The organism is Brevundimonas aurifodinae (assembly GCF_040195595.1).
GTDB classification, from domain to species: Bacteria; Pseudomonadota; Alphaproteobacteria; order Caulobacterales; family Caulobacteraceae; genus Brevundimonas; species Brevundimonas aurifodinae.
Window position 1 is genome coordinate 71,002 of record NZ_JBEGDD010000008.1, and the last position, 18,887, is coordinate 89,888.

The following is an 18,887-nucleotide window of genomic DNA, read 5'->3' on the forward strand; positions in this document are numbered from 1 at the left end:
GCGCGCTTCGGCGTCCGGGGGTGACCCCAAGGAGGAAGATCATGAAGACCCTCGCCTATATCGCCGCCGGGGCCGCGCTCGCGACCGTCGGCTTCAGCGCCGCGCCGCAGTCGGCCGAGGCGCAGTCCCGCGGAGCACCTCGCGGCAGCTACGCCGAGACCTGCAACGGGGCCTATGTGAACCAGGGACGGCTCTATGCCGACTGCCGCGACACGCGAGGCAACTCGCGCTCCAGCTCGATCGACCTGGGGGCCTGTTCCTCGAGCGATATCGGCAACGATAACGGCCTCCTGGTCTGCTACAACGTGCGTGGTCGCTGGGAGAACAACGGCAATGGCGGCGGCGGCAACAATGGCGGCGGCTGGGGTGGCGGAAACAACAATGGTGGCGGTTGGGGTGGCGGCAACAACGGTGGCGGCCGCAACACCATCACCGTCTATCAGGACGCCAACTTCCGCGGCTATTCCGAGACGCTGCGCGGGGAAATCCCAAACCTGGGCAGCTCCGGCTTCAACGACCGCATCAGTTCCATGCAGATGAACGGCACCTGGGAAGCCTGCGTCGACGCCAACTTCCGCGGGCAGTGCCAGACCTTCACTGGCAGTGTCCGCAACCTGGACCGGTGGGGCATGAACGACCGGATCTCCTCGCTGCGCCCCGTTCGTGGCGGCGGCCGCTGGTAGATCGTCAGATCGTCAGGACGATCTTGCCGACGTGATCGCCCGCCTCCAGCCGGAGGTGGGCGAGCGCGGCCTGTTCCAGCGGAAAGGTCGCGTCGATCGGCGGTCGCAGCTTGCCTGACGCGACCCACGGCCAGACCACGCGTTCGATCTCCGCGGCCAGCCGCGCCTTCTCGTCGGCGGACCGACGGCGCAAAGTGGACCCGGTGAGGACAGCCTGCTTGAGCATCAGTCGCAGCAAATCGACCTGCGCCAGGTTGCCGCTTTGGGTGCCGATGACGACCCATCGCCCGCCGGCCCGCAGGGCGTTCAGGTTCAACTCGGCATAGGCCGCTCCGACCATGTCCAGTATGACGTCGGCCCCGCCGGCCGATGCTATGCCCTGCGCCAGATCGCCCTTGGCGGCGTTCAGGCTGACGTCGGCGCCGAGGTCCAGTGCGGCGGCGGCTTTTGCGGCCGTTCGTGATGTCGCGATGACCAGCGCCCCCAGAGCCCCGGCCATCTGGATCGCGGTGACCCCGATGCCCGAAGTGGCACCGTGAAGCAGCAGCGTCTCGCCGGGTTGAAGGCCGCCGGCCTCGAAGACATTGGCGAAGACGGTGAACACCGTTTCCGGAAGGGCCGCCGCCTGGACGAAATCGAGGGCATCCGGGACGGGCAGGGCATGCCGGGCGTCGACGACCGCCTGTCCGGCATAGCCTCCGCCGGCCAGAAGCGCGCAGACCCTGTCGCCGAGCTTCCAGCGGGTCGTTCCGTCGCCGATCTGGTCCACCTCGCCCGCGACCTCCAGTCCCAGGATGTCCGACGCCCCGGGAGGGGGAGGATAGGAGCCGATCCGTTGCAGCAGATCAGGCCGGTTCACGCCGGCAGCCCGGACGCGAATGCGGATCTCGCCCGGTCCGGCCACGGGGTCGGGGCGTTCGGCCAGGCGCAGCCCGTCCGCGGGCCCGGCGCCACCTTCGATTTCGATCACCCGCATGGCGCTCTCCCGACTCTTGCAATCGTCCGTGTCCGGGCGCGTAACTATAGGGACGACGGTTTCGGGCCAAGGAGGCGACGATGACGTTCGAGGATCTGGAGCCCCGCTCCGCGCGCGGCGCGGGCGTGACGGCCTTGGGGCGCGAGGACCTGGACCTGTATTCGGTCGAGGAACTGAACGAACGCATGGACGCGCTGCAGGCCGAGATCGACCGATCCAAGGCTGCGATCGCCGCCAAGAACGCCAAGAAGTCGGCCGCGGACGCCCTGTTCAACTTTGGTGGCTGACGGTTCCGCGTGGAGGCGATCCGTGGCATGGCCGTTGCAGGCGTGGGGGGCACGGTGCCGATCCGGTCCGCTGAACCGGCCGGGGCGACAGAGTGCGAGTTGAGATGACGGCGAGTGACGACCTTCAAGTCCCCCAGGCCGCGAAGACTCGCGAGGTGCGAGACTTCGCGCGCTCCGAGCTGTTCGAGAGGACCTTCCAGGAAGGCATGGAGCTGGTCGAGGAGACCGCCGCCTATCTGGACGGCGACGGTCGACGCGAGTCCAAGATGTTGTCGCGTCTGGCGGCCCTGGCCTATGCGGGCGAGAGCATGAAGCTGACGACCCGGCTGATGCAGGTCGCCTCGTGGCTGCTGGTCCAGCGCGCCGTGCGAGAGGGGGACATGAGCCCTGAGGCCGCGTGCGAGCCGCGCTACCGGCTGGCTGAGCGCAGGCCCGAGACCGAGCCGACCCACCCCGAAATACCCATTGCCCTGGTCGAGTATCTGGTCCGAGCCGAAAAACTGCATGACCGGGTGCTGTATCTCGACCGGCGCATGTATCTGGACGCGGCGGAAGAAAGCGACGTCAACCCGGTGCTGACCCAGATGGGGATGCTGGAGGCGGCGTTTCGGCCCTGAGCCCTAGACCTTGATCGGTCGAGAAGGAATCGCTTCGCGATTCCGCCGATGCCGTGAATCAAGGTCCAGCCGGTTCCTGGGGTTTGATGCGACCGGAAAACCGCTCACACTTTTCCGGATCAGACCCTAGGGCCCGACGTCGTTCACATCCACGCGCCCGTCAGCGACGACGGCCGGCAGGTCGACGGCGATGCCGAGCGCCTCGGCCAGAACGCGATCGCGGCGATAGACGTCCTCGCGGAAGGCCACGCGGCCCTGACCGTCGACGAAGGCCGTCCAGTAAAGCAGGCGCACGCTGATCTCACGCCCCGTCTGGATGCGGGTGGTGCGACGCGACGTCTGCGCGGCGTCGAACTGATCCAGCAGCGTCGGGTCGGGCGACAGCAGCAGCCGGGCGAACTCCACCGCGTTCTGCACCCGCACACAGCCGTGCGAGCGCTGGCGGACCGACAGGTTGAACGCGGCCTTGGACGGCGTGTCGTGCAGGAAGATGGCGTAGCTGTCGCGCAGTTCGAACTTCACATAGCCGAGCGCTGCCGTGGGCCCCGCGCGCTGAATGACGGTGCCGTTCTGAATGTACATGTTCTGGCTGGCCAGATAGGCGGGCCCGCGCGGCAGGATTTCGCGGCGCGCGATCCCGGCCGGGACGTACCAGGGCGGGTTGGCGACGACCGAGGCGAACGGCTTCTCCAGGCTGGGGGTCTGGGTCGAGGGCGCGCCGACGACGACACGGTTGGAGTGAACCGGCCGGCCGTCCTTCCAGTAGACCATGATGGCGGCGGCGGTGTTCACCTCGATCCGCTCGGGGTTGACCTCGCGCTTCAGCCAGCGACGGCGCTCCAGGTTCAGCGCGATCTGGCGGGCGCGGTCCTCGGCGGAGACGCCGAGGGAGCTCTGGGTTCCCGGGCCGATCCGGCCGTCGGCGGCGAGGCCGTGGCGGGCCTGGAAGCCGCGAACGGCGGCCTCGAGCTCCGGTCCATAGAACAGCCCCTCGGCGGACAGGCGGTTTCCGGCTTCGGCCGCCAGATCGCCTTCGGCCACCAGTCGGGCGATCAGGGCGGGGATGCGGTTGTCGCTGGCGCCGGGCTCCAGGGTGCCGGGACGCGTCGGGAATGCGGGCCAGCCGCCCTGGGCGATCAGGCGGCGGTAGCGGATGTATCCGGCCGACAGGTTGTTGTAGCCGATGTCGGTCGGAGCCAGGCCCTCGTACCACTCGACCAGCTGGTTGCGGACCAGGGCGTCGTTCAGACCGCCGGGCAGATCGACGCGGTTCTTCTGCATCTCCCAGAGCTCTTCGACCGTCTCGGGTCGAACCATCCCTTCGGCGAGGACGCGGGCGTACTTCAGGGCGGCCGTGGTGGTGCGCAGGTCCGCGCTGTCCGGATCGGCCGCAAGGCCCACGAAGTCGAAGAAGTCGTTGCGCGACAGGCCGTGGCGCTCGATACGGCCGGCGGCCTCGTTCAGTCGGCGCAGGCGGTCGGCGTTCCAGACGGGACGCCAGCCGTTCAGCTCATAGAAGGCGCGCACGTCCGGCTGCTCGGCGGCCGGCAGGCGAGCGATCTGGGCATCGAAGGCGGCGTAGTAGGGGCTGTCGGACGTCGTCACCGGGGCATAGGGCGCGGCCGTCTGCGCCATGGCGGGCAAGGCCACGGCCGCTACCGCGGCACCCAGGGTCAGTTCACGTCGGTTCATTCTCATATCGCCTTGACGCGATGCCCCGTGGAACCCGGTGTCCACGCCCCGAGGATCGCCCGGGATCATGTTATCGACGTTCCGGACAAACAAAAAGCGCCGGTCACGCGACCGGCGCCTTTCGTGACGTCGCGGATACAGTCCGGACCTACTTCTTGATGAAGCCGCCGAACTTGTTGTTGAAGCGCGACACGCGGCCACCGCGATCCAGCATCTGCTGGTTGCCGCCGGTCCAGGCCGGGTGCGTCGACGGATCGATGTCCAGGTTCAGCACGTCGCCTTCCTTGCCGTAGGTCGACCGCGTCTTGTAGGTCGAGCCGTCGGTCAGGGTGACGGTGATGAAGTGGTAGTCGGGGTGGGTATCGGGCTTCATGGTCGGTGTCCGGTCTCTGCGCGGTGACGATGCCGACCGTCGGTGCGCGTAAATGAGAAATCCCGCCAGCGAGCCGACGGGAACGAGCGGCGGCGTTTACACCGGGGGCCCATCCGGGGCAAGAGGCCGGGGATATGACTGATACAGCCGCGCCACGTCTCGATTCCCCCACTGGCGCGGGCTCCACCGCCGGACGTCCCGGCGCCGGAGCCGTCCTGGTCGAGCAACTGGGCGAGGCCGGCCAGCGGCGGGACCGCAGCCGCGACGTGCGCCCCCTGTTGCGGTTGTGGCCCTTTCTGGTCCGGCACCGGATCGACGCCCTGATCGCGATGTTCTGGTTGCTGGCCTCGACCGGTGCCTCCCTGGCGCTGACCGCGACGGCGCGCGGTGCCATCGACCACGGATTCGAGAACGGCGGCCAGAATATCGACCGGTGGTTCCTGTTCCTGGGAGCCAACGCCGTCGCCCTCGGCATCGCGACGGCCGTCCGGTATTTCTATGTGACCAAGACCGGCGAGCGGGTCATCGCCGACCTGAGGAAGTCGCTGTTCGAGCGGATCCTGGGGCTGGACCCGGCGTTCTTCGCCCGCATGCGCACGGGCGAGGTGCTGAGCCGCCTGACCACGGACATCGCCCTGGTCGAGACCCTGCTGACCACCTCGGTCTCGTTCGCCCTGCGCAATCTGCTGACCCTGATCGGCGGGGTCGCCCTGTTGTTCGTCGTCAGCCCCAAGCTGACGGGACTGGTCCTGTTGACCGCGCCCCTGCTGATCGCCCCGATCTTCATCTTCGGCCGCCAGGTCCGCAAACTGACCGTGCGGTCCCAGGACCGGTTCGCCAACGCCGTCGGCTTCGCGGGCGAGAGCGTGGACGCCATCGAGACGGTCCAGGCCTTCGGGCGCGTCGACAGCGCGACGACCCGCTTCGGCGGCGTGGTCGAAGAGGCGTTCGGCGTGTCCCTGACGCGAATGCGGGCCCGGGCCTGGATGACGGCCCTGGTTATCGTGGTGATCTTCGGCGGCATCACCTTCGTGCTGTGGCTGGGCGCGCAGGACGTGGCGCGGGGCACGATGACGCCGGGGGCCCTGCTGCAGTTCGTTCTGCTGTCGGTGTTCACGGCCGGGGCCGTGGGCGCGCTCGGCGAAAGCTGGGGCGACGTGCAGAAGGCCTCGGGCGCGATGGAGCGGATCGACGAACTGATGCGGGCGCAGGCCGAGATCGCGGCGCCGGAGCAACCGGTCGCCCTGCCCAGCCCGCCTGAGGGACGCGTGGCCATGGCGGGCGTGCGCTTCGCCTACCCGGGTCGACCCGACCTGCCGGCGCTGAAGGGCTTCGACCTGACGGTGCGGCCCGGAGAGACGGTCGCTCTGGTCGGGCCCTCCGGCGCGGGCAAGTCCACCGTCTTCCGCCTGTTGCTGCGCTTCTACGACCCACAGGGCGGCTCCGTCAGCGTGGACGGGGTGGACGTGAAGACCGCCGATCCGGTCGAGGTTCGGGGTCGGTTCGCCTGGGTTTCGCAGGAGGCGCCGCTGTTCTCGGGTTCCGCGCTGGAGAACATCCGCTTTGGCCGAGAGGCGGCATCCGAGGACGAGGTCCGTCAGGCGGCGGAAGAGGCCCAGGCCCTGGGTTTCGTCCAGGCCCTGCCGGAAGGGTTCGCCACGCCCCTGGGCGAACGGGGCAAGAGCCTGTCGGGCGGACAGCGCCAGAGGCTGGCCATCGCCCGGGCCCTGGTCCGCGACGCGCCGATCCTGCTGCTGGACGAGGCCACCAGCGCCCTGGACGCCGAGAACGAGGCCCTGGTCCAGGCCGCGCTGGATCAGGCGATGGAGGGGCGCACGACCCTGGTCATCGCCCATCGTCTGGCCACCGTGCTGCGCGCCGATCGGATCGTCGTGATGGAAGACGGCATGGCGGTGCAGGAGGGGACCCACCACGAACTGGTGGCCAAGGGTGGTCTGTATGCGCGACTGGCCGAGCTGCAGTTCCGCGAAAGCTAGGGGGCTCGGTCCCCGCGAACGGACGATCGATAGGGGCGCCAGAGCCGGTATCGATCCCAGAGGGTCCAACATGCCCTATGACTGCCTGAGAATAAAATATACAACAATCAATTATATATTCCAGAATCCTGACAGGTTGATTTCAGAGATGGACTCGTTGGACTCGGTATCCCCCGAGTCCAACTAGACTGGGGGCGCTCTACTCCCGCGACGCGATCGCCATTTCCGTATGATCGGTGAATACCCCATCGACGCCCAGCCGATAGAAGCGCCGCAGCCAGCCGCCGAGGTCGCCGAGGCCGTGATCTTCGCCAGCCTGGAATTCCGTCGGCAGGAAAGTGTTCTCAGCGCGGAACGTCCAGACGATGACCTTGAGCCCGGCGGCATGGGCATCGGCGACCAGGGGGGTGGGATCGCCCGCCGCGCCGGACGCCAGGCGCGGAACGATCATCGCCGTTTCGACGCCGATCGCGTCGGCGTAGGTGGCGATCTCGGCCAGCCCCTCCGGCGTCGCCATCGCGGCATAGGTCCGGTCGGGATGATCGGCGGGGCCGCCGATGGGCGACATCAGTTGCAGCAGGGGGGCGTCGGTGGACTGATTCAGCGACCGCAGAGCGTCGATCTCGAAGCACTGGATCATGACGGGGCTGTCGGTCGCCATCAGTGCGTTGGCCACCAGCGCGGCGATCAGCGGCGGCTCCATCGGCAGGCCGATCGAGACGAAATAGGACGGGTGCTTGAGCTCCGGCGCGACGCCGATGACGCGGCCGGTCCGCGCGCTTCCCGCGCGGGCGATGTCGACGACGTCCTGAAACGTCAGGATCAGCTCCTGGCCGTCGAAGGCGGCGCTGTCGGGACGGAGCGCGGGCAGGCGTTCACGGGCGCGCAGGGTCCGCAGCTCTGCCAGGGTGAAGTCCTCGGTGAACCAGCCGGTGACGGGTCGACCATCGATGGTCTTGGTCGTGCGTCGAGCCGCGAATTCGGGGCGAGCGGCGACGTCGGTGGTCTCGGAGATTTCGTTCTCGTGGCGGACGATCAGGTGGCCGTCGCGGGACATGACCAGATCCGGCTCGATGAAGTCGGCACCCTGGTCGATGGCCAGGTCATAGGCGGCGCGGGTGTGCTCGGGCCGCTCTCCCGATGCGCCGCGATGGGCGATGACGAGTGGGTTCGGCATGGCCAGGTCTTCAGCAAGGGGTGTGGCGGTCACCGGGCTGGCGAGGAGCAGGGCGGCGAGGATGAACCGGATCATGCCGCCAGGGTAGGGCGGGGCGATGACGCGTCGGTGACGGCTCAGGCCGCCCGCAGAACCTTGCGAAGCGGCCCGTGCAGCTCGGGATTGGCCGCCAGGATGGTCGCGCCGGTCTTGGGGTCGCCGTCATTGTCGATGGTGGTGACCAGGCCGCCGGCCTCGGTGACGAACAGGATGCCCGCCGCCACGTCCCAGGGCTTCAGATTGCGCTCGAAATAGGCGTCGTAGCGACCACAGGCGACCCAGGCGAAGTCCAGGGCCGCCGAGCCCAGACGGCGGATGCCCGCGACGCGCTGACCCACGGCGTGGATGTCCTTGATGGCCTGGGCGTGGCCCGTTTTGCCGATGAAGGGCAGGCCGGTGGCGATCAGGCTCTCGGACAGGTCCCGGCGACCGGCGACGCGGATGCGCTGGTCGTTCAGATAGGCGCCCTTGCCCTTCTCGGCCCAGAACAGCTCGTTCATGACCGGGTTGTAGGTGACGCCCGCGACGATTTCCGACGACCCGTCCGGCGCGAAGCGTTGCAGCCCCACCGTGATCGCGAAATGCGGCATGGCGTGCATGAAGTTGGTGGTGCCGTCGATGGGATCGACGATCCAGGTGTGGGACTTGTCCGTCCCCTCCATCAGGCCGCGTTCTTCGCCCAGGAAGCCGTAACCGGGGCGCGCCTTCATCAGCAGTTCGTAAAGCGTGTCCTCGGCCTTGATGTCCGCGGCGGTGACGAAGTCGCCCGGGCCCTTCCTCGACACCTGCAGGTTCGCCACCTCGCCGAAATCGCGCAGCATCGGACGCGCCGTCTTGCGGACGGCGTCGATCATCACGGAAACGAGGGCGGAGGCGAGGGCCATGGCGGGTGTCCTAGCACGACTTCTCCCTCCCCGTCCGGGGAGGGTGGCTGAGCCGCAGGCGAAGCCGGGTGGGGAGGGCCAGGCGAAACGAACTCTGATCTGCGTTGGGTATCGAGCCGCCCCCACCCCGTCGTCGCTTCGCGCCGACGACCCTCCCCCTAGAGGGAGGGAGAGGCTCCGGCGCGGCTAGTCCGCTCTACGGACGTATTCGCCGGTCGCCGTATCGACGACGATGCGCTCGCCTGCGGACATGTAGGGCGGGATCATGATGCGCACGCCGTTGTCGGCGAGGGCTGGCTTGTAGGACGACGAGGCCGTCTGCCCCTTCACGGTCGGCTCCGTCTCCGCGACGGTCAGGGTCACCTGATCGGGCAGCGACAGGCCGATGGGACGGTCCTCGTGCATCTCGATGACGACCTTCATGCCGTCCTGGAGGTAGGGGATCGAATCCTCGCCGACCCAATCCTTTTGCAGCTCGATCTGCTCGTAGGTCGTGTCGTCCATGAACACGAGGGCGTCGCCCTGTTCGTAGAGGTAGGAGAAGTCCTTCTGCTCCAGGGTGACGCGCTCGACCTTGTCCTCGGAGCGGAAGCGTTCGTTCAGCTTGTTGCCGGTCTCCAGGTTCTTGGCCTCGACGTTGGCGAAGGCGCCGCCCTTGCCGGGCTTGACGTGGCTGGCCTTGGTCACGACCCACAGGCCGCCGTTGTGCTGGAGCACCATGCCGGGCTTGATGGTGTTGCCGTTGATTTTCGCCATGAGGGGATCGCTGAAGCTGGGGCGCGGCCACGACGGCCGGCGCGAATTCGGGCGCGATCCCTAGAGGAAGCCGCCCGACAGGGCAAGGCGGGCCGAGTCTTGGCGCTACCGCTCGCCGCGCGGCGGCGCGCTGCTTGAGCGCGATCAGTGCAGTGTCGCCGCCGTCTGCTCGGCCTTTCGGTCGATGATGTTGGCCAGCCTGACCCCGGATCCGGTCGGCGAGGCGAGCTTGCCGGCCTTCGGGTCCAGCTTGCGCGCTTCGTGGGCGAAGGCGGCGGCGAGGCCGGCGGAGGTCATGGCCGCGGCGATCTGCATCCCGCGGCTGGCGGGACGCAGCGCGATCCAGAGCGCATTGATCGCCTGTGCCCCCGCCCACAGCACCATGGCGGTGGTTCGCTCCGGGCGGGCCGGGGCATTCCAGACCCGTACGGCTGACAGGGTGGTGGCCGAGAAGACAGCCGGCAGGAGCAGGCTGAACGTGCCGCGCGGGCGCTCGGTGATCGGGCCGTCCCGCTCGATGACCTGCGCCGTCGTCCGACGGCGCGGCCCGATGGCACCACTCGCCAGAGCGGTCGCCAGAAGGGCGAAGCCGACGGTCACCGCGACCCCCAGGGCCACATGCCCGGCATCGCGCTCGTCGGCGTTCAGAAAGCCTGCGGCTGCGTCCTTGATGTCGTCCAGGGTGTCGTCGATGTCGGTCATGCAAAGCTCCTTCAGCAGGAGCGGAATGGGCGGTGGGCGGCGGAGTTCCGCTCAGACCGCCTCGTCGGCGGGACGGACCCGGTCGGCGGGATCGTGGTCGTAGTCGAGAAGATCGCCCGGCCGACACCCCAGCACGGCGCACATCCGCGCCAGGGTCGAGAAGCGGATGCCCTTCACCTTGCCCGACCGGAACAGGGACAGCTGGGTCTCGCTAAGACCGATCTCGGCGGCCAGGTCGCGGGCCTTCAGGCCCCGCGCGACGATCAGCCGGTCCAGGGTGACGCGAACCGGCATCAGATCATCTCGTCCAGCTCGGCCTGGACCCGGCCCGCGTGGTCGACCACGCGACCCAGCAGGAACAGGGCCCCGCCGATCATGCCCAGGGTCATGCCGGCCACGTCGAAATAGGCGAAGCTGCCCTGACTGCCGCCGATCAGGCGCGAGATGTTGGTGATGCCGAACACACTCAGCAGGCCCCCCAGCCCCAGGGCGACCCCGACATGGCGCAACGCCCGGGCCAGTGTCGGCTGGATCAGTCGTCCCTTCGACACCTCGCCCAGCGCCGAGCCGATCGACCAGACGGCATAGAGGTAGAACAGGGTCGGTGTGGTCCAGATCGCCTTTTCGACCAGGTCGACGGGGCTGACGTGACTGGGGAAGACACCGCGCGACAGGGCGACGGCCGGGGCGATGACGAACATCAGAACCAGAACGGCCGCCACGCTGCACACCATGAAGACGGCCAGCCAGCGGAACTGGCCGCACAGGCGGCGGAAGCGGGCGATGTCGTCGGTGGCCATGGGGCGGGTTTCCTGTCTGATCTTTAATCTTGACTTAAAGATGCGCGCTTCGCAACTTTACCTAAGACTTAAATGAAACGCGGGGCCACATGCGCGCAGCGATCGAGACGCAGGGGCTGACGCGGCGGTTCGGACAGCACCTGGCCGTCGACGGGCTGTCGATGACCGTGCCGGAAAGGGCGGTCTACGGCTTCCTGGGGCGAAACGGCGCGGGCAAGACCACGACGCTGAAGTTGCTGCTGGGGTTGCTGGGGCCGACCGAGGGCTCCGCGAAGGTTTGCGGCATCGACGTGGGCCGCGACCGGATCGGCGCGGCGCGCAGGGTCGGGGCCTTGCTCGAAGCCCACGGCTTCTACGGCACTCTGACGGGGCGAGAGAATCTGGACCTGACGCGCAGGCTGATGGGCCTGCCGATCCCGGAGATCGATCGGGTTCTGGAGGTCGTCGATCTGACAGACGCCGCGCGGCGGCGGGTCAGCGACTATTCCCTGGGCATGCGCCAGCGACTGGGGCTGGCTCGTGCCATGCTCGGCGCGCCACCCGTGCTCGTGCTCGACGAGCCGACCAATGGGCTGGACCCGGACGGCATCGTCGACATGCGTCGGTTCCTGAAGGCCCTGCCGGAGCGGACCGGTGCGACGGTGCTGCTGTCCAGCCACCTGCTGGGCGAGATCGAACAGGTCGCCACCCATGTCGGCATCGTCAACGAGGGCCGGCTGGTGCTGGAGGGCGAATTTGAGGCGCTGAAGGCGGAACTGGCCCCCGAGATCGGGCTGCGGGTCGATGATCCGCAGCGCGCGGCTCCGATCCTGCGCAGCCACGATCTGACCGTTCGATCAGAGGTGGATGGTCTGGTCGTGAGGCTGAGGCCCGGGGCGGATCACGACCAGGCGACGGCCCGTCTCAACCGCGACCTGATCGAGGCGGGCGTGCAGGTCTTCGCCATCGGTTCGCGCCGTCCATCGCTGGAGGGCATCTATCGCGACGTCACGATGTCGTCGGCGCAACCCCGATCGGAGACCGTCTGATGCTGGCCGTGCTGTCCGTCGAAGTCCGAAAGCTGAACCGATCTCTGGCGCTTCTATTGGCCCTGGCCGCGCCGACGCTGATCGCCATCTTCGTCTTCTTCAACATGCTGCGAGGCAAAGAGCCGCAGCCGTGGGAGATGTACCTGCAGAGCTCAACGGCGATCTGGGCCTTCTTCATGTTGCCCATGAGCGTCACCGCCCTGACCGCCCTCGTCGCCCAGATGGAGCACGGGCCGCGAGCCTGGGACCATCTGCGGTGCCTGCCCCTCGCGCGGTGGAAGCTCTATGCCGCCAAGGCGATCTGCGTCCTGGCCGCCGTGGCTATCATGAGCGTGCTGAACCTGGCGCTGACCTGGGGCGCGGTCACTCTGGCGTCGACGATCAAGCCCGTGCTTGTCCCGACCGGCGTGTTCGATCTCGGCGCGCAGGCGGTCTTGCTGGGCAAGGTGCTGCTGTCGGCCACCCTGATGATCGCCATCCAGTTCTGGATCGCGCTGCGGTTCTCCAGCTTCGTCCCGGCTCTGGCGGTCGGGATCGGCGGGACCTTCTTTTCGGTCGTGGCGACCTCAGCCAAGCAGGGCGTGTTCTTTCCCTGGCAGATGCCGATCAACATGCTGGCCGTGGAGCCCTGGCGCGTGACCACGGCCCTGGTCCTGGGCGGCGGGCTGGGCCTTGTGATGCTGATGCTCGCCGTCGCCCACCTCAGTCGTCGAGAGGTCCTGTAAGGCCTCAGTTGCCGGTGGCGGACTTGTCCGGGGCGATCTCGGTCATGGCGGATTGCAGGTAGTTCTGCTCGCCCAGCTGCTCGATCAGCTTGAACTGGGCCTCGAGGAAGTCGATGTGCTCCTCGGTGTCCGACAGGATCTCCATGAAGATCTGGCGGCTGACGAAGTCCGACGCCGCCTCGGCCTGGGCTATGCCGCCCAGCAGGGTGTCGCGGCCACCCAGCTCCAGCGCCAGGTCGGCCCCCAGGCATTCGATCGCGCTCTCGCCGATCTTCAGCTTGTGCAGGTCCTGCATATTGGGCAGGCCGTCCAGGAACAGCACGCGCTTGATCAGCTTGTCGGCGTGCTTCATCTCGCCGATCGACTCGTCATAGATGATCTGGCCCAAGTGCTTCAGGCCCCAGCTCTCGAACATGCGGGCGTGCAGGAAATACTGGTTGACCGCCGTCAGCTCGTTGGTCAGCACCGCGTTGAGTGTCCGGATGATCGCGGGATCGCCCTTCATGGCTGTCGGCTCCTGATGAATCGGGGAGGGCACAGAGCGCCCTTTCGGTCTTCATAGCACAGCCGAACAGCGGCCGGGGCTGTTGCGAGCCCTTATCACCACATTGATATTGCGAATGATTTTGGCTCTCGCCTATTCGGCGGCGAGCGCGAAGCTCAGGCGACTGTCGTCGATCATCTGACGCATCTCGCAGACGCATTTCGCGCACTGGGCGGCGCAGCCGTTCCGAGAAAAGACATCGCGCGGGCGCTGGGCACCGGCCTCGATAGCGAGGGCGACGTCACGCTGGCGCAGACCATTGCAGTTGCAGACGTACACGCGACTTCCTCAGAACCTCAGTTGCGACTGGTTCTCCATAGCAGATCGCGAAGGGATTGCAACGCATTCGCAAGCCATGAGGTTGACCTGAGCGAACCGCTGTCGCACCTGCGCCCCCATGCGCGCCCCCGATTGCCAGCTTTATCTCCTGACGCCCCCCGTGCTGCCGGATATCGAGGGGTTTGCGGCGCAGCTTCAGGCCGCGCTCGACGCAGGGCCGGTCGCCGCTCTTCAGATTCGTCTGAAGCCGGCGGATGACCGGACGATCAGCGAGGCCGTGCGTCGCCTCGCCTCGATCGCTCAGTCGAAAGGCGTGGCGGTGATTCTCAACGATCGTCCTGACCTGGCCGCGTCGCTGGGCTGCGATGGCGTGCATGTCGGCCAGGCCGATGCGTCGGTCGCCTCGGCGCGCCGCATCATGGGCAAGTCGGCGATGATCGGGGTGACCTGTCACGACAGCCGCCATCTCGGGATGGAGGCGGCCGAGGCCGGGGCCGACTACGTCGCCTTCGGAGCCTTCTTTGCCACCGACACCAAGATGACCTCGCACCAGCCCGACCCTGAGATCCTGTCCATCTGGCAGGAGGCCATGGAGATCCCGTGCGTGGCCATCGGCGGGATCACGGTCGATAACGCCGCGATCCTGATCGAGGCGGGCGCGGATTTTCTCGCCGTCAGCCAGGGCGTCTGGGGTCATCCGGACGGCCCGGCGCGGGCGGTCGAGCGGTTCGCCCGTTTGATGAGCGATCGCCCCTGACTTCAGGGGATATTAGGATGCGCGTGGTCTAAGGGGCTCTGGTTTCCTCCCCGAGTCCCGCTTGATGGCCTACAGCCGCGCGATGAATTCCACAGACGCCGAGGTCGGCGGCCTCGGAGCCGTGAGCTCGCGCGCGCCGAAGGTCACGACGGCGGCGACCCTGTTCGCCGAACCTCTCGTCCCCATGATCACCGTGGTCGGGGTGATGATTTTGACCGTTCTGGCGATCTCGACCGCCCGCACGGCGGGTCTGGTCGCGGCGCTGTGGGCCGCCAACGCCGTGGCGGTCGCCGTCTGGCTGCGCAGCGGTCGAGGGCTTAGCTACGACCTGAGCTTCGGCGGCCTGGTCTGTATTGGCGTCATGGCCGGTCAGTTCCTGGCGGGCAACCGGCCCGATCTGGCGGTGATGTTCACCATGGCCAACATGGCCGAGGTCGTCGCGGGCGTGTTCCTCGCGCGTCGGTTCGCCCCCACGCTGAACCTGGCCAGCGTGGATGGCGCGGGCCGGTTCATCCTTTGCGCGGCGCTGGCGCCGATCGGCGGCGGTCTGATCGCGGCGACCGGCCTGTCGCTGATGCAGGGTGCCGACTTCCTGTCCTCATTCCAGACCTGGTGGTTCGGCCACGCCCTTGGACTGGCGGTCGTGGCGCCGTTCATTCTCGCGCTCGAGAAACAGCCGATCCGCGCGATGCTGTCACCTTGGCGGGCCCTGGAAACCGCGCTGCTGATCGGCCTGCTCGGCGTGACGTGCTTCCTGGTCTACTTCATGATGCGGTTTCAGTTCGGCTTCGTGCTGATCCCGGTGCTGATCCTGATCGCCGCGCGCTTGCGGGTGGTGGGCGTCACGGCGGCACTGGTGGTGGTGTCCGTTTGCGCGATCGGATCGCTGATCATCGGCAGCGGGACGTGGCGTGTTGATCCGTCCGACCTCGCCGAGCGTGCGATGTTGACCCAGCTGACGCTGCTGTTCGGCTTCGTCCCCATCGTATTGGTGGCGTCTCTCCTGGAAGAGCGGGACCGTCTGTCCGAGCGCGCCAAGGCCGGGCAGCTTCGCGCCGAGCGGGCGTCGGAAGCCAAGTCGCGCCTGCTGGCCAACGTCGCGCACGAGATCAAGAGCCCGATCGGCGGGGTGATCGGCATCGGCGATCTGTGGTCCTCCGGCCAGCTGGGCCCGGTCACCGAGACCCAGCGCGAGATGGCCGAAATGATGGTCAAGACCGCGCGTCAGGTGGAGGCGCTGTCGCACGATCTGCTGGACGTGGCGCGCGCAGAATCCGGAGCGGTCAAGGTCGAGCTCCGTCCCACCGACGTTCCGGGTGTGCTGGACGATGTCTGTCGCGCGACGGCGCTGCGCCCGGAGGCCGCGCGGCTGAAGCTCACCGTCGTCGCCGAGGGCGATGGTCTGGTGGCGCTCGCCGATTCCCAGCGGCTGGCCCAGGTGATCGACAACCTGGCGACCAATGCGGTCAAATACGCCGCCGCAGGGGGAGAAGTGATCTTCCGCGCCAGCCGCATCTATGACGGCGTTCGCATCGAGGTCATCGATCGGGGGCCGGGTCTGTCGCCCGAGAAGCAGGCGCAACTGTTCGAGCCCTTCAACCGGCTGGGTCTCGAACGATCGGCTGTCGAGGGACACGGCATCGGCCTGGCGCTGGCCAAGCGGCTGGTCGAGCTTCAGGGTGGAACGATCGGGGTGGTTTCCGCTCCGGGCCAGGGCTCGACCTTCTGGATCGAACTGCCCGCCGCCTGAGCGGTGCTAAATCATCATCTGGTGAATTCCTGCGACCTGTGGACGCGCGACCGCGTTCGCCATGGACTTCCTGCTTCCAAAGGCGCAAAGCCCTAGAAATAATAGGGTCATTAGGAAGGCGGCCGTGGACTTCGACGCCCTGCTCCTCTCGCGCCTGCAGTTCGCCTTCACTGTGGCGTTTCACATCCTGTTCCCCGCCTTCACGATCGGGCTGGCGGCCTATCTGGCCGTGCTGGAGGGGCTGTGGCTGAAGACGCGGAACGACGCGTTCAAGACGCTGTATCTGTTCTGGGTGAAGATCTTCGCGCTCAGCTTCGGCATGGGCGTCGTGTCCGGGGTGGTGCTGAGCTACCAGTTCGGCACCAACTGGTCTGAGTTCATTCGTCTGACCGGTGGGGTCATCGGGCCGTTGCTGGCCTATGAGGTCCTGACGGCCTTCTTCCTCGAGGCGTCCTTCCTGGGCGTCATGCTGTTCGGCTGGAAGAAGGTGGGGCCCAAGCTGCACTTCGCCTCGACCGTGCTGGTGGCGATCGGCACCACGATCTCGGCCTTCTGGATCCTTTCGGCCAATAGCTGGATGCAGACGCCCCAGGGGCACGAGGTCCTGGCCGACGGCACCTTCGTCGCGGTCGACTGGATGCAGGTGATCTTCAATCCCAGTTTCCCGTCACGGCTGGCCCACATGCTGCTGGCGGCCTTCATCACCACCGGCCTGGTGGTCGGCGCGGCCTCGGCCTTCCATGTGCTGAAGGACCGGGCGCGGGGCATCAAGACCGAGGGCTGGAGCGAGAGCCGCATCTCGCTGGTCATGGCGATCGGCCTGGTCGCTGTGCTGGCCCCGATGCAGCTGGTGGTCGGCCACTGGTCGGGCGAGGTCACGCACAAGTACCAGCCGTCCAAGACCGCCGCCCTTGAAGGCTATTGGGAAACCCGCGCGGACCAGCCGCTGCACCTGTTCGGTATCCCGGATCGCGAGGCCCAGAAGAACCATTTCCAGGTGTCGATCCCGGGCGTCGGCAACTGGATTCAGAACCTGCCGCGCGACGAGGTCATCACGGGGCTGGACGCCTATCCGCGGGAGGACCAGCCGCCGCCGTTCATTCCCTTCTTCGGCTTTCGGATCATGGTGGGGCTGGGTCTGTTGATGATCGGGCTCGGGGCCTGGGGGGCCTGGCTGATCTGGCGGCGCAGGGTGTTCGACAGTCCGTGGTTCCTGCGGTTCTGCGTGGCCATGGGACCGTCGGGGTTCATCGCCGTGCTGGCGGGCTGGATGGTGACCGAGGTCGGCCGCCAGCCGTGGGTGGTCTATGGGGTGCTGAGGACCCGCGACGCCGTCTCGCCGGTGATCACGAGCCAGGTGGCGACGTCGCTGCTGGCCTATGTCGTCGTCTATTCGATCGTCTTCACGGCCGGAGCCCTGTTCATCCTGCGCCTCATGGCCGAGGGGCCGGTAGCGGCCCGGACCGAGCCCGCGCCGCGCGGTCAGCGCCCGCCGGGCACGCCGATGGCCAAGGCGCCGGGGGACACCTCGCCCGACGACGACGACACGCCGGACGGCCACGACGGCCTTAGAGGAGCAGCATCGTGAACCTGGACCTTCCTCTGATCTGGGCCGGGCTGATCGCGGTCGCGGTGCTGCTTTACGTCACCCTGGACGGGTTCGATCTCGGCATCGGCATCCTGTTTCCGTTCGCGTCCTCCAAGGAGGAGCGGGACGTGATGATGAACACCATCGCGCCGGTGTGGGACGGCAACGAGACCTGGCTGGTGCTGGGGGGAGGGGGTCTGCTGGCGGCGTTTCCGCTGGCCTATTCCATCCTGATGCCGGCCTTCTATCTGCCGATCCTGCTGATGCTGGCGGGACTGATCCTCAGGGGCGTGGCGTTCGAGTTCCGGTTCCGGGCCCGAAACCGGGGACGGCGCTTCTGGACCCAGATGTTCGCGGGCGGTTCGATCCTGACCACGGTGGCCCAGGGGTTCGTGCTGGGCGGGTTCATCCAGGGCGTCACGGTGCGCGACGACCGGTTCGCGGGCGGACAGTTCGACTGGTTCACCCTCTATACGCTGCTGGTCTCGGCGGGGCTGGTGGCCGGCTATGCCCTGCTGGGTGGGGCCTGGCTGATGATGAAGACCAAGGACAATCTGCATGGCGACGCCAAGCGATGGACCGGCTGGGCGGCGGTGGCGACGGCGGTCCTGCTGGCCGCCGTCAGCGTGGCGACCCTGTTGATCCATCCCCGGGTCGCGGCGCGCTGGGGTTTCGATCTGGGCGACGGCTTCGCGCTTGAGCTGGCGACGCTGCTGCCGCTTCTGCCGATCCCCCTGCTGGGTCTCGGCGGGCTGGCCCTGGTCTGGATCATGTCCCGGAAGGGCTCGCATCGCTGGCCGTTCGTCGGGGCGTTGCTGGTCTTCCTGTCCGGCTATCTGGGCCTGGCGGTCGGGTTCGCGCCCTATATGGTGCCCTATGCCCTGGACTTCCGTCAGGCAGCGGCGCCGGACAATGCCCTGGCCCTGATGATCGTCGGCACGGCCGTGATCCTGCCGATGATCCTGGCCTATACGGCTTGGGTCTATTGGGTGTTCCGGGGCAAGATCGACGAGGAGGCCGGCTATCATCATTGAGCCCGTTCCCCCGCCGGAGCCGGACGAGGACGCCGGCCCCCTGTGGAAGAAGCTGGTCTGGTTCGTCGGCCTGTGCTTGGCGGGGGCGGGGGTCGTCGCGACGGTGGCGTATGCGCTGCGGAGCTTGCCGTTCATGGGCTGAGGCGCGATGGTCGCGGCCATGCCCAGCCTCCTGATCCTCTCCGTCCTCGCCGCCGCG

21 protein-coding genes are annotated in these 18,887 nt (G+C 67.6%); 10 read left to right on the forward strand and 11 right to left on the reverse strand.

Going from position 1 to position 18,887, the window contains the following annotated elements; all coding sequences use genetic code 11:
* Window positions 1-41: 41 nt before the first annotated feature.
* Window positions 42-683, forward strand: a complete 642-nt coding sequence (locus ABN401_RS10710; protein ID WP_349684832.1) for a beta/gamma crystallin-related protein — start codon at window positions 42-44, stop codon at window positions 681-683.
* A gap of 4 nt (window positions 684-687) precedes the next feature.
* Here ABN401_RS10710 and ABN401_RS10715 read toward each other — a convergent pair whose 3' ends face one another.
* Complete coding sequence (locus ABN401_RS10715; protein WP_349684833.1) at window positions 688-1,659, reverse strand: NAD(P)H-quinone oxidoreductase; 972 nt, start codon at window positions 1,657-1,659, stop codon at window positions 688-690.
* An 80-nt stretch (window positions 1,660-1,739) separates the two neighbouring features.
* Between ABN401_RS10715 and ABN401_RS10720 the strand changes: the two genes are divergently transcribed.
* Window positions 1,740-1,946: a DUF1192 domain-containing protein gene (locus ABN401_RS10720; RefSeq protein ID WP_349684834.1), complete on the forward strand. Its 207-nt coding sequence runs from the start codon at window positions 1,740-1,742 to the stop codon at window positions 1,944-1,946.
* A 104-nt stretch (window positions 1,947-2,050) separates the two neighbouring features.
* Complete coding sequence (rcdA, locus tag ABN401_RS10725; RefSeq protein ID WP_349684835.1) at window positions 2,051-2,563, forward strand: protease adaptor protein RcdA; 513 nt, start codon at window positions 2,051-2,053, stop codon at window positions 2,561-2,563.
* 126 nt (window positions 2,564-2,689) lie between these two features.
* On the opposite strand, the gene ABN401_RS10730 is transcribed toward rcdA, so the two are convergent.
* Together ABN401_RS10730 and rpmE are read right to left on the reverse strand one after the other, a co-directional pair.
* Window positions 2,690-4,255, reverse strand: a complete 1,566-nt coding sequence (locus ABN401_RS10730; protein ID WP_349684836.1) for a L,D-transpeptidase family protein — start codon at window positions 4,253-4,255, stop codon at window positions 2,690-2,692.
* A 148-nt stretch (window positions 4,256-4,403) separates the two neighbouring features.
* Window positions 4,404-4,628, reverse strand: a complete 225-nt coding sequence (gene rpmE / locus ABN401_RS10735; protein ID WP_349684837.1) for a 50S ribosomal protein L31 — start codon at window positions 4,626-4,628, stop codon at window positions 4,404-4,406.
* A 134-nt stretch (window positions 4,629-4,762) separates the two neighbouring features.
* On the opposite strand from rpmE, the gene ABN401_RS10740 reads away from it, so the two are divergent.
* Window positions 4,763-6,625 (forward strand): ABC transporter transmembrane domain-containing protein, encoded by a 1,863-nt coding sequence (locus ABN401_RS10740; protein ID WP_349684838.1) that lies wholly within the window; start codon window positions 4,763-4,765, stop codon window positions 6,623-6,625.
* Between the two features lie 199 nt (window positions 6,626-6,824).
* Here ABN401_RS10740 and ABN401_RS10745 read toward each other — a convergent pair whose 3' ends face one another.
* From ABN401_RS10745 to ABN401_RS10770, 6 genes are all read right to left on the reverse strand, one after another.
* Window positions 6,825-7,877, reverse strand: coding sequence for a glycerophosphodiester phosphodiesterase (locus ABN401_RS10745; protein ID WP_349684839.1), 1,053 nt, complete (start codon window positions 7,875-7,877; stop codon window positions 6,825-6,827).
* Between the two features lie 41 nt (window positions 7,878-7,918).
* Window positions 7,919-8,725 carry an inositol monophosphatase family protein gene (locus ABN401_RS10750; RefSeq protein WP_349684840.1) on the reverse strand — a complete coding sequence of 269 codons (807 nt, stop codon included), beginning with the start codon at window positions 8,723-8,725 and terminating at the stop codon, window positions 7,919-7,921.
* A 186-nt stretch (window positions 8,726-8,911) separates the two neighbouring features.
* Window positions 8,912-9,481: an elongation factor P gene (efp, locus tag ABN401_RS10755; protein ID WP_349684841.1), complete on the reverse strand. Its 570-nt coding sequence runs from the start codon at window positions 9,479-9,481 to the stop codon at window positions 8,912-8,914.
* A 144-nt stretch (window positions 9,482-9,625) separates the two neighbouring features.
* Window positions 9,626-10,183: a tryptophan-rich sensory protein gene (locus tag ABN401_RS10760; RefSeq protein WP_349684842.1), complete on the reverse strand. Its 558-nt coding sequence runs from the start codon at window positions 10,181-10,183 to the stop codon at window positions 9,626-9,628.
* 51 nt (window positions 10,184-10,234) lie between these two features.
* On the reverse strand, window positions 10,235-10,477 hold the full coding sequence (locus tag ABN401_RS10765) for a helix-turn-helix domain-containing protein (protein WP_349684843.1): 243 nt from the start codon (window positions 10,475-10,477) through the stop codon (window positions 10,235-10,237).
* The gene (locus tag ABN401_RS10770; protein ID WP_349684844.1) at window positions 10,477-10,983 is read right to left on the reverse strand and encodes a DUF2975 domain-containing protein; all 507 of its coding nucleotides are present in this window, start codon (window positions 10,981-10,983) and stop codon (window positions 10,477-10,479) included. Before ABN401_RS10770 ends, ABN401_RS10765 begins: the two co-directional genes overlap by 1 nt.
* 89 nt (window positions 10,984-11,072) lie before the next feature.
* Here ABN401_RS10770 and ABN401_RS10775 point away from each other — a divergent pair, with 89 nt between their 5' ends.
* Window positions 11,073-12,011 (forward strand): ATP-binding cassette domain-containing protein, encoded by a 939-nt coding sequence (locus tag ABN401_RS10775; RefSeq protein ID WP_349684845.1) that lies wholly within the window; start codon window positions 11,073-11,075, stop codon window positions 12,009-12,011.
* Window positions 12,011-12,736, forward strand: a complete 726-nt coding sequence (locus ABN401_RS10780) for an ABC transporter permease (RefSeq protein ID WP_349684846.1) — start codon at window positions 12,011-12,013, stop codon at window positions 12,734-12,736. The genes ABN401_RS10775 and ABN401_RS10780 overlap by 1 nt, the downstream gene beginning before the upstream one ends.
* Window positions 12,737-12,740: 4 nt before the next feature.
* Here ABN401_RS10780 and bfr read toward each other — a convergent pair whose 3' ends face one another.
* Both bfr and ABN401_RS10790 read right to left on the reverse strand, forming a co-directional pair.
* The gene (gene bfr / locus ABN401_RS10785; protein ID WP_349684847.1) at window positions 12,741-13,241 is read right to left on the reverse strand and encodes a bacterioferritin; all 501 of its coding nucleotides are present in this window, start codon (window positions 13,239-13,241) and stop codon (window positions 12,741-12,743) included.
* A 132-nt stretch (window positions 13,242-13,373) separates the two neighbouring features.
* Window positions 13,374-13,559 carry a (2Fe-2S)-binding protein gene (locus tag ABN401_RS10790; protein WP_349684848.1) on the reverse strand — a complete coding sequence of 62 codons (186 nt, stop codon included), beginning with the start codon at window positions 13,557-13,559 and terminating at the stop codon, window positions 13,374-13,376.
* A 118-nt stretch (window positions 13,560-13,677) separates the two neighbouring features.
* Here ABN401_RS10790 and thiE point away from each other — a divergent pair, with 118 nt between their 5' ends.
* The 4 genes from thiE (at window position 13,678) to cydB (ending at window position 18,688) form a co-directional block, all read left to right on the forward strand.
* Window positions 13,678-14,316, forward strand: coding sequence for a thiamine phosphate synthase (gene thiE, locus ABN401_RS10795; protein WP_349684849.1), 639 nt, complete (start codon window positions 13,678-13,680; stop codon window positions 14,314-14,316).
* A gap of 64 nt (window positions 14,317-14,380) precedes the next feature.
* Window positions 14,381-16,066: a sensor histidine kinase gene (locus ABN401_RS10800; RefSeq protein WP_349684850.1), complete on the forward strand. Its 1,686-nt coding sequence runs from the start codon at window positions 14,381-14,383 to the stop codon at window positions 16,064-16,066.
* Window positions 16,067-16,190: 124 nt separating this feature from the next.
* Window positions 16,191-17,654 (forward strand): cytochrome ubiquinol oxidase subunit I, encoded by a 1,464-nt coding sequence (locus ABN401_RS10805; RefSeq protein ID WP_349684851.1) that lies wholly within the window; start codon window positions 16,191-16,193, stop codon window positions 17,652-17,654.
* Window positions 17,651-18,688: a cytochrome d ubiquinol oxidase subunit II gene (gene cydB, locus ABN401_RS10810; RefSeq protein WP_349684852.1), complete on the forward strand. Its 1,038-nt coding sequence runs from the start codon at window positions 17,651-17,653 to the stop codon at window positions 18,686-18,688. Before ABN401_RS10805 ends, cydB begins: the two co-directional genes overlap by 4 nt.
* Window positions 18,689-18,887: the final 199 nt, after the last annotated feature.